The 15,827-nt window shown below is 50.1% G+C and carries 4 protein-coding genes and 1 tRNA gene; 4 read left to right on the top strand and 1 reads right to left on the bottom strand.

Annotated features, from left to right (window positions below):
• Nucleotides 1-169: 169 nt before the first annotated feature.
• Nucleotides 170-847, top strand: coding sequence for a Fe-S cluster assembly protein HesB (locus NDI52_RS18730; protein ID WP_190772284.1), 678 nt, complete (start codon nucleotides 170-172; stop codon nucleotides 845-847).
• Between the two features lie 89 nt (nucleotides 848-936).
• Nucleotides 937-2,868 (top strand): EAL domain-containing protein, encoded by a 1,932-nt coding sequence (locus NDI52_RS18735; protein WP_190772261.1) that lies wholly within the window; start codon nucleotides 937-939, stop codon nucleotides 2,866-2,868.
• Between the two features lie 338 nt (nucleotides 2,869-3,206).
• Here the strand turns inward: NDI52_RS18735 and crtH are convergent, their stop codons facing one another.
• Nucleotides 3,207-4,766: a carotenoid isomerase gene (crtH, locus tag NDI52_RS18740; protein WP_190789400.1), complete on the bottom strand. Its 1,560-nt coding sequence runs from the start codon at nucleotides 4,764-4,766 to the stop codon at nucleotides 3,207-3,209.
• A 530-nt stretch (nucleotides 4,767-5,296) separates the two neighbouring features.
• Here crtH and NDI52_RS18745 point away from each other — a divergent pair.
• Nucleotides 5,297-5,378 (top strand) — tRNA-Leu (locus NDI52_RS18745).
• 823 nt (nucleotides 5,379-6,201) lie between these two features.
• Nucleotides 6,202-15,579, top strand: a complete 9,378-nt coding sequence (locus NDI52_RS18750; RefSeq protein WP_348256490.1) for a cadherin domain-containing protein — start codon at nucleotides 6,202-6,204, stop codon at nucleotides 15,577-15,579.
• Nucleotides 15,580-15,827: the final 248 nt, after the last annotated feature.

Below are 15,827 nucleotides of genomic sequence, written 5' to 3' on the forward strand. Positions count from 1 at the left end.
TCGGTATGAACCTGGATGGAAAACCATCGTTTTACATTAAGTTCATCTCGGCCTTAGTAACACTGAAATCTCAGGGTTAACTACCGCTATGCTATCGAATCACCCGGAGCGGACTGAATCCCATCCGTTGCTCTCTGCCTCAACCCCCGAAGCCCTTCACCAGAAGGCAATGTTGATTCATGACCGCCTCTGCCAGGTTTATGGTTGCCCTATCCCCTACTTTCATCATGATTCAGATCCATTAAGCGAGCTGGTTTCAGCCCTGCTTTCCCATCGCACAACGAATCGATCGTCCGGGCAGGCATTTCGCCAACTGCGTCAGCAATTCGAGACCTGGGAAGCGGTGCGGGATGGGGATGTGGCGGCAATTCAGGCCGCGATCGCCCCCTGTACGTGGCCGGAGCAAAAGGCTCCTCGATTAAAGCAAGTGCTTCAGAAAATTACGGAGCGACGAGGAGAGCTTTCCCTGGATTTTCTAGAGGATTTGTCGGTGCCTGCCGCGCGAGCCTGGCTGGAAGAACTCCCAGGGGTTGGGCCCAAAACCAGCGCAGCCGTACTCTGCTTTAGCACCTTGCAGCGCCCTGCTCTACCTGTAGACAGCCACCATCATCGGGTCGCCCAACGACTAGCTCTGATTCCCTCCCATATTGCTGTTGGCCCCTCCCACGTTCTATTGTTCGCCCAATTGCCACCCGATTGGGACGGCCAGCAAGTCTACGACAACCATGAAGTGCTCATGCTTCACGGCCAAAAATGTTGCTACTATCGCAACCCAGCCTGTCAGCGCTGTGCAGTGTTAGATCTCTGTCCCTACGGGCAAAGCCGACTCACACAATCTTCACGGTAAGCACTATCGCCTATCCGTGTTCTCAGGGCTGTAGCTCGTGTAAGGAAAATCTATGCTAATGCTATAGCTAACAGATATTTCAGCCAATCATGGCTTCCCCTTGTGTTTCCCGTTGGTTTCGCATCAGTCCACTCATTGCAACTTATATCCTCGTTACAGGTCTGTGGTTTCCTGCATCTAGCTTTCTCGTGAAGCAGTCCTTCACGCAGGAAATCTGGTTTCTCGTCTGCGATTTCTTACAAAGCTGTGGCTTTGTTCTGTTTAACGCAAGTTTTCTCTGTTTTCTAATAGCGCGTCAAAAGCGGGCGATTACTAATCGTAATGACCTCCTACAAGCGGTTATTGAAAGTACAAAAGATGCCATCTACATCAAAAACCTTCAAGGCCGCTACGTGCTCGTCAATGCTCAGGCTGCTCAACTCCTTCAACACGCTCCAGAGGCAATTCTAGGAAAAACAGATGAGGAGTTGTTTGGAGCAGAAATCGCTGCTCATCATCAGCTAACGGATCAGCAGGTAATCCACATGGGGGTTGCGTGTGATTTTGTAGAACCCGTTCACCCGGCTTTACAGCAACCCCTAATTGCATCAACCAAGCTGCCCTGGTGCACTCGAACTGGGCAAATTCGTGGCTTGATTGGGATCGCTCAGGATGTCACCGAAAAGAAAGAGGTCGAGGATCGACTGCGCCGGCCGGCTTTTTATGATGCACTGACCGGACTTCCGAGACGAGCGTTGCTGCTGCGTCGGTTGCAGGCGTTAATGCCATCACCCCACCGCAGTCATGCTCCCCTGTTTGCTCTGTTGTATTTAGATGTCAGTCGTATTGAAGACATCAAGTACATTTTGGGAGCCGATTTTGCAGATGATTTGGTGGTGGCGATCGCCTATCGGTTGCAGCAAATTCTACCAGAAGCCGCCATCCTCGCACGGACTGGCAGCCTCAGTGAATTCATCATCTTGCTGGAATCCCTGGAGCACTTTAACGAAGCCATCTACTTCGCAGAAAAGGTGCTGGCAGAAATTGCTCAGCCGTTTCACCTGGAGGAGCGAGAAATTTTTGTAAATGCCAACATTGGCATCTTGCTTAGCACTCATATGACAGGTAGTACAGAGACTATGCTGCAAGCGGCTGATTCTGCTATGCACGAGGCCAAACGCCAGGGATACAGTAACTACGTCATCTTTCAGCCTGCTATGCAAGAGGCCGCTTTTCGTCGGCTTGCCTTAGATGGAGAATTGCGTCTTGCTCTAGAACGGCAGGAGTTTTCGCTGCATTACCAGCCTATCGTCTCCCTATCCAATCACCACATTATCGGCTTTGAAGCTCTAGTTCGTTGGGAGCATCCAAACTGGGGTTCTGTGCCTCCTGCTGAATTCATTTCTTTAGCGGAAGAGACAGGGTTTATTATGCCTCTTGGGTTCTGGATTTTACGTCAAGCTTGCCAGCAGTTGAGGCAATGGCAACGACAGTTTCCAGAGCTTGCGGAATTCACCCTGAGTATCAACATTTCTGTGGCTCAGCTCTTCCATCCCAACTTTCTTGAACAAGTTGACCAAATTCTGTTGGAAACTCAGGTTACCCCTCACCGTTTAAAGCTGGAGCTTACAGAAACAGCCATTATGAAGATGGGTAATCGGGTAGCTCAGGTGCTAGAAGCATTAAAATCTCGTCAACTTAGGCTCAGTATTGACGACTTTGGTACGGGCTATTCATCCCTCAGCTACCTGCATTTGTTCCCTTTAGACACGCTGAAGATTGATCAATCCTTTGTGCGCGCTATGACAACGCGGCACGAGGTGCTGGAGATTGTCCGAAGTATCATTTCCCTTTCCCATGCCCTGAACATTCAGGTAACGGCCGAGGGAGTTGAGACATTGCAGCAAATCAATCAGCTCCGTAGCCTTGGTTGTGAATTTGGTCAGGGATTTTTGTTTTCTAAACCAGTTCCAGTTCACCTGGCAGAAAAAATGCTGGTTCGGGAAGCTTCTCGCTTGAAACCTCGCATCTGTTCCGCTTGAAGTGTTGGTTTTGTGGGAGTGTTCTAGCTATAGCCCTACGCGTTCAACCAGACACTTTTTTGAAAAGCCGCGCACTGCATGGCTTTTCAAAAAAGTGCCCTAATCAACCTGAGGTCGGGTTAAGGGCGTTTTCGAGTGCCGCGCAACGCGCGGCACTCGAAAACGCTCATTTTGGCGTGCGCTTTGCGCACGCCAAAATGAGCACTTCAGCTTATCCCGAACTGAGGTTAATCAGGCTGAATGGATATAGGACTTCTAGATGGTCTTTAAGAAATGGGGTAAGGATAGCCCATCTTTCAAAACCACTCTACAAATTGCTTGGGGGTGCTATGGCGGGCTTAAAACCCTAAGTCCACGGCGATCCGGTGAGCGCAGGCAAAGCCAGAAAAGGCTACAGCATTAAGCCCCTGGCCAGGAAATGTGCTGTCTCCCACGCAGTAAAGCCCAGGTACGGCTGTGCGGTTGAAGGGCATGCCTAACAGGCCCAGCAACTTACGACTTGGAATAGGACCGTAAGTGCCATCAATGCGGCCCAGGAAACGACGGTGGGTGCGGGGGGTACCCGCTTCCTGATAATCCAGCCCTGCCCCGACTCCAGGGAAAATCCGCTCCAGGCGTTGCACCAACTGGTCCGCCAGGTCTTCTTTTTTCTGACGATATTCCTGGGTATCAAGCCCCTGCCAATCTTCCATCCAACTGGGGGTAAATACATGGAGGATATGGTGGCCCGGTGGAGCCAAATCAGGGTCGAGGAGCGTGGGAATAGAAACAAAAACGGTACTATGAGGGGCTTCTAGCTGTTCCCAATCGTCCAGAAGAATGTGGTGACATTCGGTGCTGGGGGGTAAGGCATCAGCGCGTACCCCCATATGGAGGCTGAAGAAACTGGGAGATTTTTGGTAGCGCTGTTGCCATCGGGTTTCAGTGGCAGGGCGCTTGCCTTTGGGTAGCAATCCCTCAAACGTGTCCCAACGGGTTGCATTAGAGGCAACCCGCTTGGCGCGGTACTCCTCTCCAGAGGCCAGCCGCACACCGACTGCGCGATCGCCCTCCATCACAATTTCTACTACCCGTGAGCGGTATTGAATATGGCTGCCTGCCTTTTCCAATCCCTCCACGAGCTTTTGGGCAATCTGGCCGACGCCGCCCTTGGGGTAGTTGATGCCGCCATAGTGGCGATCGCTAAACACCATCCCAGCATTAATCATGGGAGTGCGATCGGCAGGAACTACTGACCAGCAGTAGCACTCCATGTCAATAAACCGCAGAAGATCCGGGTCTGTAATGTAGCGACGGGCAATATCCCCTACATTCTGGGGTAAGTATTTCACCAACCCTAAACAGGCGAAGGGATGCTGGAAAAATACCCGTGTCAGGTAGCGAGGTTCTTCCAGGGATAGCAGATCCATCACATTTAAGCAGTTGAAAACGGCCCAGCACTCATCGTAGAACTGACGAATACCCTGGGCTTCATGGGGAAAGTGGGAAATTAACTCTTGCAAGAAATTCTCATAGTCCCGATGGACTTTTAAGTCCAAGTCTCCAGGAAGGTGGTAATGAATTTGCACTGGGTCTGGAATCGTTTCGATGGAAACGTTAACGGCATCTAAAGCACGGGTTAACAGGTTAGTAGTGCCTTGGGTGCCAAACCCAAAAATCATCGAGGCTCCTACATCAAATCGGTAGCCCTGGCGCTCAAAATAACCGGCACTGCCACCGGGAATTAAGTAACGCTCCAAAACCAATACCTGAGCTCCCTTAGCAGCTAGCTGGGTAGCTGTTACCAAGCCACCGATACCTGAGCCGACGACAATGACATCAAACTCGGAGCCTGAGGGGAAACGCGAGGCGGATGATGCATCCGGGCTAGAAAAAGCACGTGTGGAGGAAGCCGTCATTCGATTCGTGGAAAGCCTGTAAGAAATCTCATTATTTAGTGTATCGGAGTGCAGGTAACAATACCTTATCCGTTTTCTGAAAACCCCGATTGTATGGACACCTGGTCAGGTTTCAGCCATGTGGATGGTATGTGGTGAGAGGGGTACAAAGTGCCCCTCTCACCACATACGTCTAGAACACTACTAGCGTGTTACTGCGTGTCAACTCTCTCAGGACAAGACAAAATCTGGTTTTGAGAGGGGTCAAATTTTTGTTCTGTACTGAGGAAAGTAAGAAAAATGGAGTTAGCCCAGAGGCCAACTCCATCTGCCGATCCTTGAGAGGAGAACACTTGAGTAGAATCATAGGCCTTGTTGAAAATCTATGTCAATACTATTGAGACTAATTCTCATTTGTTTGGGCGATCGCTCTCCCCCCTTCCCAGTTTCGTCAGCATTTTTCAACATGTTGAATGAGAATTGCCAATAGAATTTGAGAAAATGCTGGTGAGGGTGAATCACCTCTGCTATTATGGTTAACCGAGTGGCCTGCGGATGTGGCGGAATTGGTAGACGCGCTAGATTTAGGTTCTAGTTTCGTAAGAAGTGTGGGTTCAAGTCCCTCCATCCGCATCAGTTAAAACAAACAGAAGTGGCTAGTTTTGCACAGGCTTTGTCTATGTAAAGTTAGCCACTTCTTGCTGCTTACCGTTCTGTTAGCTGGGATGTTGCTAGAAACCTCGGCTAATAATACTCCGCATAATTACTGATAAGTTTTGTTCGTATTGTGGGTAGGCTCACTGACGAGATGGTCCATTCTTGAGCTCTTGGCCGACAGTTTTCAGAACGTATAGAGTTGTTCTGGTCGGTTGTTGAGGTGGCCCTTGGCCTCTGAAAACTCGCGAAACCAATTTTGGTTGTTTTCAGATTACTTTGATGGTCCTCAGCCCAGCAACGGGCTGTTTTATAGACAGTGGGGATGCATCCTTGAGCAACCACTCCCGAGTAGCGATTTTACCTATGTCTGGCCCGGTGTTTCCTGGCCCAATTTTTAGTTGGATGGGTAGTGTGCTTCAGCTGCGTTTAGGTTGGAGTTCCACATTTGAAACGATGCCCTCCAATCGATTGGTTGTTCAGAAGTCTGGAAGCCGGACCTCCAGGCAAATAAATAAAGATTTTGGCCTGCTCCGCCCCATCGCAGGTATTTACGTTGGCGCCTACGACCTGCAAGCAACTTACCTCCAGATGAAGAGGCACTGCATTTGTGTGATTCCTGTCTTTTTCTCTGGGTTATGCTGTGTCGGCAGTCATGCCTTTAGGGATAATCCTCTCGCCTTGAAGCACAGCACAGACAATCTCCATCCTTTCGGGCTGGCTCCACCTTAGCCACCAGATTTTGGATTCGCCGACTGACTCTTCTCTATCCCGCCCATTCAACGACTAGCGAGAACCTCCCATGTCTGGTAACCCTCAAGGCAGCGAATTTCAGGTTAACATTACCACCGCCCGTAGCCAGCGAACCAATCCTGGGGCAATACCTTCTTATACACCAAGGGCGATCGCGAGCGATCGCTCTGGCAATTACGTTGTCGCTTGGACGAGTAACGGTCAGGATGGTGATGCAAATGGTATCTATGTTCGCCTGTTTGACAGTGCAGGCAATCCTCTCCCTGACGCTCCTGGGGAAATTCGGGTTAACACGACAACTGCGAATGATCAACGGCTGGCATCTGTTGCAATGGATGATAACGGCGATTTTGTCGTCGTTTGGAGAAGCTTTCAGGATGACAATAATACTGCTATTGCTGGGCCTGAGAGTTACGGGATTTATGCTCAGCGGTTCAGCCGAACAGGTGTTCCTCTAGGTACGGAGATCCAAGTAGCCACAACAACTTTCAACGAAGATCAACCCAGCGTAGCTATGGATGCCGATGGCGATTTTGTCATCACATGGACCGGTGGGGGAAGTGGCAACGATATTTATGCGGCCCGTTTTGAAGCAACCAACGGCACCCAGGTTGGGACTAACACCATTCTCAACACCACGACCGATGGCAATCAGCAACTTTCCAGTGTTGCTATGGCTCAGAACGGCAATTATGTCGTGGTTTGGACTAGTAGTGGCCAGGATGATTCCGGTGACGGAGTTTATGGCCAACGGTTTGATGCTTCAGGTGCCCCGGTGGGGGATGAGTTCAGAATTAATGTTGAAACCAACAGCAACCAGCGAAATCCAAGTGTTTCGATGGATCAAGACGGCAACTTTGTTGTAGCTTGGGCCAGCGCAAATCAAGATACTAATGCAAATGGTATCTATTACCGTCGATTTGATAGTAGTGGTAATGCCCTCGATGCAACGGATCAGCGAGCCAACGATACCGTTATTGGAGATCAAAACTACCCAACCGTTTCCTATGAACGGGATGGAGATTCCTTTGTTATTTCCTGGTCCGGTACATCACAGGAAGGCGACGCGAATGGTACGGCCGTTGTTGTGCGTCGCTACAACGAATTTGGGACCGCTCAAGGACCTGAAATCCGAGCCAATACTTACACATTTAATAATCAAGAATACCCATCGGTAGCCATTGACGCAGAATCAGATTTTGTTGTGGTCTGGTCCTCGCTACAAGATAGCAATCCTAGCCTAAGCTATGGGGTTTATGGTCAGCGTTTTGGTCGAGCATCTGCCAACGCTCCTACTGATATTGATTTGGCGCCCGTTGCCCTGATTCAGGGGCTGCCGGCTGTGAATGAAAACGTTGCGGTTGGTACTGTGGTTGGTACGCTAAGCGCAAAAGATCCCAATACTACCGCTGATGGCTTGAGTTTCACCCTGATCAGTGGACTTGGCCTTGATGCAGAGGCATTCACAATTGTCGGAAATGAACTCAGGCTGACAGAAACACCGAATTTTGAGTTTAAGCCTTTCTACAAAGTCAAAGTTCAGGTAACGGATGGGATCGATACCTACGACGAGATTTTTGAAATTCGTGTTGTCAACTCGCCATTTGAAGTTGCTCCCACAGATATTACGCTGTCAAGCCTCACTGTGGATGAGAATGTACCTGGTAACACGGTGGTTGCCCTCCTGGGTGCGGAAGATTCAGAGCCCGGCGATTCCTTCACTTTCTCCCTGGTTCCAGGCGTTGATAGTGATGACAACGCAGCATTTCAAATCGTCAATAATGAGTTAAGAATTCGCACATCACCTGACTTTGAAGCGAAATCCAGTTACAAAATTCGTTTACAAGTCATAGACCAGGGCGGCAATATTTATGAAGAAGCCGTTGTTATTGATGTCAATGATCGATTTGAACTGCCGCCAACGGACATCAATCTAGATTCTCTGAGCGTCAATGAGAATGTCACAGTTGGTACACTAGTGGCGAATGTGACAGGTTCTGACCCTGAAACAGCCTTGGGTGATGTTCTCACTTTCAGTTTGGTGCCCGAGTTTGGGGATAATGCAGCCTTTACTCTCTCGGATGGGCAACTCAAAATTAATACCTCTCCCAATTTTGAGGATAAACAGAGCTATAGCATTCGAGTGCTAGCAACGGACCAGGGTGGGAAAACCTATACCGAAGATTTCACCATCAGTGTTGTTGATGTTCCGTTTGAGATCGCTCCAACAGCAATTAATCTAGACCCCTCGACGGTTGTGGAGAATGTTGCTGCTGGTACTGCTGTAGGAACCATAACGGCAACCGACCCAGAGACGGCGAATGGCGATTCCATCACCTTTACTCTGGTAGATGGGGCTTTGGATAATTCCGCCTTTACGTTGGTCAATGGCCAGTTGAAGATTGTTGCATCTCCTGACTACGAGACTAAAAGTAGCTATCGCATTCTTGTACAGGCGACGGATCGAGGTAACAATAGCTCCGAACAGGAATTGACGATTAACGTTACAGACGTTCCGTTTGAGTCTCGCCCTACGGATCTGCGTCTCGACACAACCAATGTCAACGAGAACGTTCCGGCTAATACGGTTGTCGCAACTATCACTGGCTTTGACCCGGATGCGGGAGAGAGCCTGACCTACAGCCTCGCGCCTGACTTTGGTGATAATACATTATTCAATATCCTCAACGATAAACTTCGAATTAACGATTCACCGGATTTCGAAGTGAGGCCGAGCTATAGCATCCGATTACGGGTTACAGACGCGGCGAGCAACACGTATGACAAAGATTTCACGATTTCGGTAACCGACCTATTTGAAGAGGCTCCAACCAGCATTACGCTGAGTGGGAATACGGTGAATGAGAACGCGGCTCCTAATACATTGATTGGTGCTGTAACGGGTGCTGATCCGGAAACGGCTAAGGGCGATCGCCTGACCTTTAGCTTGCAGTCAGGAGTGGCTGATAACGACCTCTTCACTCTGGTGAATGGAGAACTTCACCTGATTGCATCGCCTGACTTCGAGGTGAAGTCCAGCTACAGCGTCAACATTCTGGCAACGGATCTGGGAGGCAATACCCTTACCCAAACGTTCACCATCAACGTCATCAATACGCCGTTCGAGCTGGCACCGACGGATATTCAGCTAGATAGAACCAGTGTTGTCGAGAATGTAGTAGCAGGGTCGACAGTTGCTACCGTGACAGGAACGGATGTGGAAGTTGGGGATGGAGGAGATGCCCTCACCTTTACCCTGGCCCCCGAATTTGGGGATAACGCTGCCTTTACTCTAGTGAACGGGGAACTCAAAATTGTTAGTTCTCCCAACTACGAGTCGAAGTCCAGCTACAGCATTCGTATTGTGGCGACGGATCGGGGGAACAACACCTACACGGAAGATTTCACCATCAATGTCACCGATGTGCAGTTTGAGGTTGCACCGACGGGACTGTCTCTCGATAAAACCCGTGTGGATGAGAATGTAGCAGCGAATACACCGGTCGCTACTATTACAGGAACGGATCCTGAAACAACAGCGGGAGATACGCTGACCTACAGTCTGGCAGACAACACGGGTGACAACGCCTTTTTCAGCGTCAACGGGAATCAGCTTATCATCACGAGTCGCCCCGACTTTGAAGCGAAGCCGAGCTACAACATCCGTTTGAAAGTAACGGATGCAGGAAACAACACCTACGAACAGAACTTCACCATCTCGGTGAATGATCTGTTTGAGGATGCTCCGACCAGCATTACGCTGAGCGGGAATACGGTGAATGAGAACGCGGCTCCTAATACATTGATTGGTGCTGTAACGGGTGCTGATCCGGAAACGGCTAAGGGCGATCGCCTGACCTTTAGCTTGCAGTCAGGAGTGGCTGATAACGACCTCTTCACTCTGGTGAATGGAGAACTTCACCTGATTGCATCGCCTGACTTCGAGGCGAAGTCCAGCTACAGCGTCAACATTCTGGCAACAGATTTGGGGGGCAATACCCTTACCCAAACGTTCACCATCAACGTCATCAATACGCCGTTCGAGCTGGCACCGACGGATATTCAGCTAGATAGAACCAGTGTTGTCGAGAATGTAGTAGCAGGGTCGACAGTTGCTACCGTGACAGGAACGGATGTGGAAGTTGGGGATGGAGGAGATGCCCTCACCTTTACTCTGGCCCCCGAATTTGGGGATAACGCTGCCTTTACTCTAGTGAACGGGGAACTCAAAATTGTTGGTTCTCCCAACTACGAGTCGAAGTCTAGTTACAGCATTCGTATTGTGGCGACGGATCGGGGGAACAACACCTACACGGAAGATTTCACCATCAATGTTACCGATGTGCAGTTTGAGGTTGCACCGACGGGACTGTCTCTCGATAAAACCCGTGTGGATGAGAATGTGGCAGTAAACACGCCCGTCGCTACCATTACGGGAACGGATCCTGAAACAACAGCGGGAGATACGCTGACCTACAGTCTGGCAGACAACACGGGTGACAATGCCTTTTTCAGCGTCAACGGAAATCAGCTTGTCATCACGACTCGCCCCGACTTTGAAGTAAAGCCGAGCTACAACATCCGTTTGAAAGTAACGGATGCAGGAAACAACACCTACGAACAGAACTTCACCATCTCGGTGAATGACCTGTTTGAGGATGCTCCGACCAGCATTACGCTGAGTGGGACTACCGTGAATGAGAATGCGCCCATCAATACGGTAGTTGGAACGATTACAGGCCTTGACCCAGAGTTGGCAAAGGGCGACGCCTTGACCTTCAGTCTCCCATCGGGCGGTACCAATGATAATGCCAGCTTTGCAGTGGTAGGCAACCAATTGCAAATTCTGGTTTCGCCAGACTATGAAAACAAGACGAGTTACACCATCAACCTGCGGGCAACGGATCGAGGGGGAAATATCTATGATCAGGTATTTACCATTGCCGTCAACGATCGCCTCTCTGAGCAAAGCCCCACTGACATCACCCTAGACTCAACAACGGTGAATGAGAACGTGGGAGCGAATACGGCGATCGCCACCCTCGGTGCTGTTGACCCCGATGTAGGGGATAGCTTCACCTTCAGTCTCGTACCCAATTCTTTGGATAATGCATCCTTTACCGTTGTCGGTAATAAACTGCAAATTAATGCCTCTCCGGACTTTGAGACGAGAAGCAGCTACAGGATTCTCCTGCGGGTAGCCGATGCGGGCAATAACACGTTTGATAAGGAATTCACCATTCAGGTGAATAACTTGTTCGATCTGCGTCCTACAGAGCTGAGATTGGTTGGCACAAGCATCACAGAAAACCAACCCATAGGTAGCTCGGTGGGTACCGTAGAAGGCACGGACCCCGAACCCGGAGACATCCTGACCTATAGCCTGGTGACTAACTTTGGGGACAATGCCGCCTTTACGCTGACAAATGGCAACCTTCAGATTGCTGAGTCTCCTAACTTTGAAACAAAGCCCACGTATAGTATTCGGGTGCGAGCAACGGATAGGGGCGGCAACACCTACGACCAAGACTTCACCGTAACGGTGAATAACTTGTTTGATGTTTCACCAACCGGAATTTCCCTCAGTTCTACGACGATTGCTGAGAATGCAGGTGCAAATGCCGTAGTTGGAACGATTACCGGTACCGACCCTGAACCTGGTGATTCTCTAACATTCAGTTTGGTGTCTGGTTCTTTCGATAACAGAGACTTTAGCATCGTCAATAATCAGCTGGTTATCAATGCCTCTGCTGATTTTGAGATGAAGTCAAGCTATCGTATCCTCCTACGAGCTACGGATATAGGCTCGAATACCTTTGATAAGGAATTCACCATCTCGGTTACCGATAATCCGTTTGATCGGCTACCAACGGATATTCTCTTGAGCTCGACAACGGTTGCTGAAAATGCTGGTGCGAATGCCGTTATTGGGACGATTACGGGTGTCGATCCGGATACGGGGGATACTCTGACTTTTAGTCTCGTACCTGGCGATTTGAACAATGGAGATTTCAACATTGTTAACAACCAGCTTGTTCTCAAGGGTTCTGCTGACTTTGAAACAAGACCCAGCTATAGTATTCGCCTGAGAGCAACCGATCGGGGCAATAACACTTATGAGGAGACGTTTACTATTAACGTCACCAACGTTGCGTATGAGTTGGCTCCAACGAATATTGCCCTGACGCCTACATCTGTATTGGAGAATGTCCCTCCCGGTACCGTCGTTGGCACAGTTTCGGGAGACGATCCAGAAACGAATGCAGGAGACAGTCTCACCTTTAGCTTGCTAACTAGTGTTGGTGACAATGGTGCATTTACCCTGACCGGAACGCAGTTGAAGATTAATGCCTCTCCCAACTTTGAAGCAAAATCTAGCTACAATATCACCTTACGCGCGACCGATCAGGGCGGGAACTTTTTTGATAAGACGTTAACCATCAACGTCACGGATATTGTTTATGAGTTGGCTCCAACGGACATCATCTTAAGTAGTACTGCGGTCAATGAGAATGTTGTCGCAGGTACTGAAGTTGCAACCCTTAGAGGTGTTGATGCTGAACCCAACGACAGCCTCACTTTTTCGTTAGTGCCGGGAGATGGGGACGCAAATAATGGTGCGTTTACGATTGTCGGCAACCGATTGCGGATCAATGCCTCGCCTGACTTCGAAACCAGGTCGAGCTATAGTATTCGCCTGCGCGCTACGGATCAAGGTAACAACACGTACGATGAAGTGGTGACGATAACTGTGAATAACTTATCTGAGGGCTTGCCTCCTAACGATATTGCCTTAAGTGCAAATCGCATTGATGAGAATGTCAATCCTGGTGCTGTGGTCGGTACTTTGAGTGCCACTGACCCCGATGGCAATAATGGATTCACGTTTAGCCTGGTGAATGCTGCGGGCTATGACACTAGTGCCTTCAGCATTGTGGGGAATGAACTGCAGATGGCGGTTCGCCCAGACTATGAAACCAAATCTCTGTACCGCATCAAGGTGCGGGTACAAGATCCAAACGGGCTGACCTACGACGAAGATTTCATCATCTCGGTCAATGACCTACCCGAAAATCGAACTCCGACAGATATTAATCTGACGTCGACGGCGATCGCCGAAAACTCCCCTGCTGGTAGCACGGTTGGCACCCTGATTACCAGCGACCTCGACACAGGTGATACCTTTACCTACACCCTGGTAGACGAGCCCGGATTGGATACGGCGAGTTTTGCCATTGTCAACAACACGCTTCAGATCACTACCATTCCCGACTACGAAACCAAGAACTCCTACACCATCCGTATCCGCACAACGGATAGTGGGAACTTGAGCCGGGAAGAGCTATTTACCATTACGGTGCTCGATCGCCAGGAAACGAGTGCACCCACCAACCTCACCTTAAGCAGCACCAGCATTGCCGAGAACGTACCCGCTGGCAGTGTTGTTGGTACGCTCGTGGCGGCTGACCCAGACCCAGGTGAGTCGATTACCTACACCCTGGTAGATGGGCAAGGGAATGACAACTCAGCCTTCCAAATTGTGGGTAATCAGTTGCGCATTATTGCGTCACCTGATTTTGAAACTAAGGCAAACTACAGTGTCCAGGTGAGGGCGACGGATCTCCAGGGCAATAGCATTGACAACACTTTTACCATCACGGTACTCGATCGCCAAGACAATGCTGGTAATGCCAATGCTCCCGTGCTGGATCTGAATGGTGCTGAAACCGGAGTCAACTATACGGCTCCCTTCACCCCTGGAATACCCGTGCGAGTGGTGTCTGATGCTGCAACCTTGACGGACAGTGATAGTACCAATTTAGTTTCAGCTCTGGTTGCGATCTCCAATCCGCTTAACACGCCAGATGAAGTACTGATGGTTGATGTGAGCGGTACGAATATTCGGGCTACCTATGAAGCAACAGGGGCACTCACATTAACGGGTAATGCCTCTTTGGCAGACTACCTGAAAGTTCTCAAGACGGTTACCTACAACAACACCATTAGTGTTCCTGGCGATGACCCACGCACGCTGGTGTTTGTGTTGGATGACGGGGTAAATACCAATACGTCGGTTACCACGCAGCTAATTCCCTCCTTGACGAATCCTATTCAGGGAACGGCTGGAGATGATCCCTCGCTCATCACTACAGCTCGTACGGATCTGTTGACGGCGTTGGCCGGTGACGACCTGGTGACCTCGACGCTAGAAAACTTGCAACAGGACGATCGCCTGGATGGTGGAGAAGGTGTTGATACGCTACATATCTCCAGCGGGACGGGTAGCCTGGCGGTGAATGTTGGATTGGCGACTAACCAGGTAACAGGCATCGATCCTGAAACCCAGATTTTCAACTTTGAGAACTTTGATTTAACGGGCTTCCAGGGAACCTCCCAGATGCTCGGTAGTAATGTTCGCAATGATGTGTTTGTTGGTGGTGAGGGTAGCGCTAGCCTCAGCGGTTTAGGTGGGGATGATGATCTGACGGGCGGAGCTGGCAGTGACACGTTGGATGGTGGAGCCGGGAATGACACCCTTGGTGGTGAAGCTAGTAACGACACGTTGGATGGCGGCACTGGGGATGACACCCTCGGGGGCGGAGCCGGCAACGACACGTTGAATGGTGGCGCTGGCAACGACACCCTTAGCGGTGAAGTTGGCAACGACACGTTGGATGGCGGCATTGGAAATGACACCCTCAGGGGCGGAGCCGACAACGACACGTTGAATGGTGGCGCTGGCAATGACACCCTCGGGGGCGGGGCTGGCAACGACGTCTATATCGTGGACAGCCTGCTGGATGTGGTGGTCGAGACAGTGAATGAGGGAACCGACCAAATTCAGTCGAGTGTGAATTACAGCCTAATCCCGAACCAGGAAAACCTAATTTTGCTCGGCCCAGCCCGGAATGGTTTTGGCAATGCAGTAACCAACCGTATTACTGGAAATGCCTCTGTTAACCGCCTGGACGGTCGTGGGGGAAATGACATACTGGTGGGTGGTCGTGGCGTTGACACTTTGTTAGGTGGCACCGGCAATGACCAATTAACTGGAGGAATTGGCCGAGATGTGCTGAATGGCGGTGGGGGTAGCGATCGCTTTATACTCTCCGCAGTAACAAACTCACGAGGTGATGTTATTCAAGATTTCAACTCGGCCAAGGATGTCATGCAGATATCGCTGCGGACGCTACAAACCTTGATTCCGGCTTCGGTGACGAATACGTTGCGTGTAGGCCAGCTGCCTACCGCACAACTTACCTTCGGAACCTCTGCCCGCACTGCTCGTCAGCGGTTTATCTACAATCGTTCAACCGGCAATCTATTCTTTGACCCGGATGGCAATGGGGCAACGGCTCAAACGTTCATTGTTCGTTTGCAGGGTGCCGCTGCCATGAACAATACTGATATCTCTATCACCGCTTGATGGGCTATCAACGAGACTCATAACCATTCTGATTAAGACGAAGAGAGGGCAGGTATCAAGCACCTACCCTCTCTTTTTGTCCTATATAGCGCTTTGCGTGTTGATTCAGTACGGTGGTGTAGGGCGCGAAGCGCCCTACACCACCGTTTTTGTACTTAACGCATTTGCACGCCGCTATAACAGTAGATCTTCTGCATAAATCAACGTCAGCTCGGGATAAGCCGAACCGCCCATTATTGCGTGCGCGA

The organism is Leptolyngbya sp. PL-A3, assembly GCF_039962325.1.
Taxonomy (GTDB): Bacteria; Cyanobacteriota; Cyanobacteriia; order Elainellales; family Elainellaceae; genus Vacuolonema.

What these genes read in the sequence shown, in the direction of transcription:
- NDI52_RS18735 (WP_190772261.1), top strand. Translation starts at nt 937, where the DNA reads ATGGCTTCCCCTTGTGTTTCCCGTTGGTTTCGCATCAGTCCACTCATT.
- NDI52_RS18730 (WP_190772284.1), top strand. Translation starts at nt 170, where the DNA reads ATGTTGATTCATGACCGCCTCTGCCAGGTTTATGGTTGCCCTATCCCC.
- NDI52_RS18750 (WP_348256490.1), top strand. Translation starts at nt 6,202, where the DNA reads ATGTCTGGTAACCCTCAAGGCAGCGAATTTCAGGTTAACATTACCACC.
- crtH (WP_190789400.1), bottom strand. Translation starts at nt 4,766, where the DNA reads ATGACGGCTTCCTCCACACGTGCTTTTTCTAGCCCGGATGCATCATCC.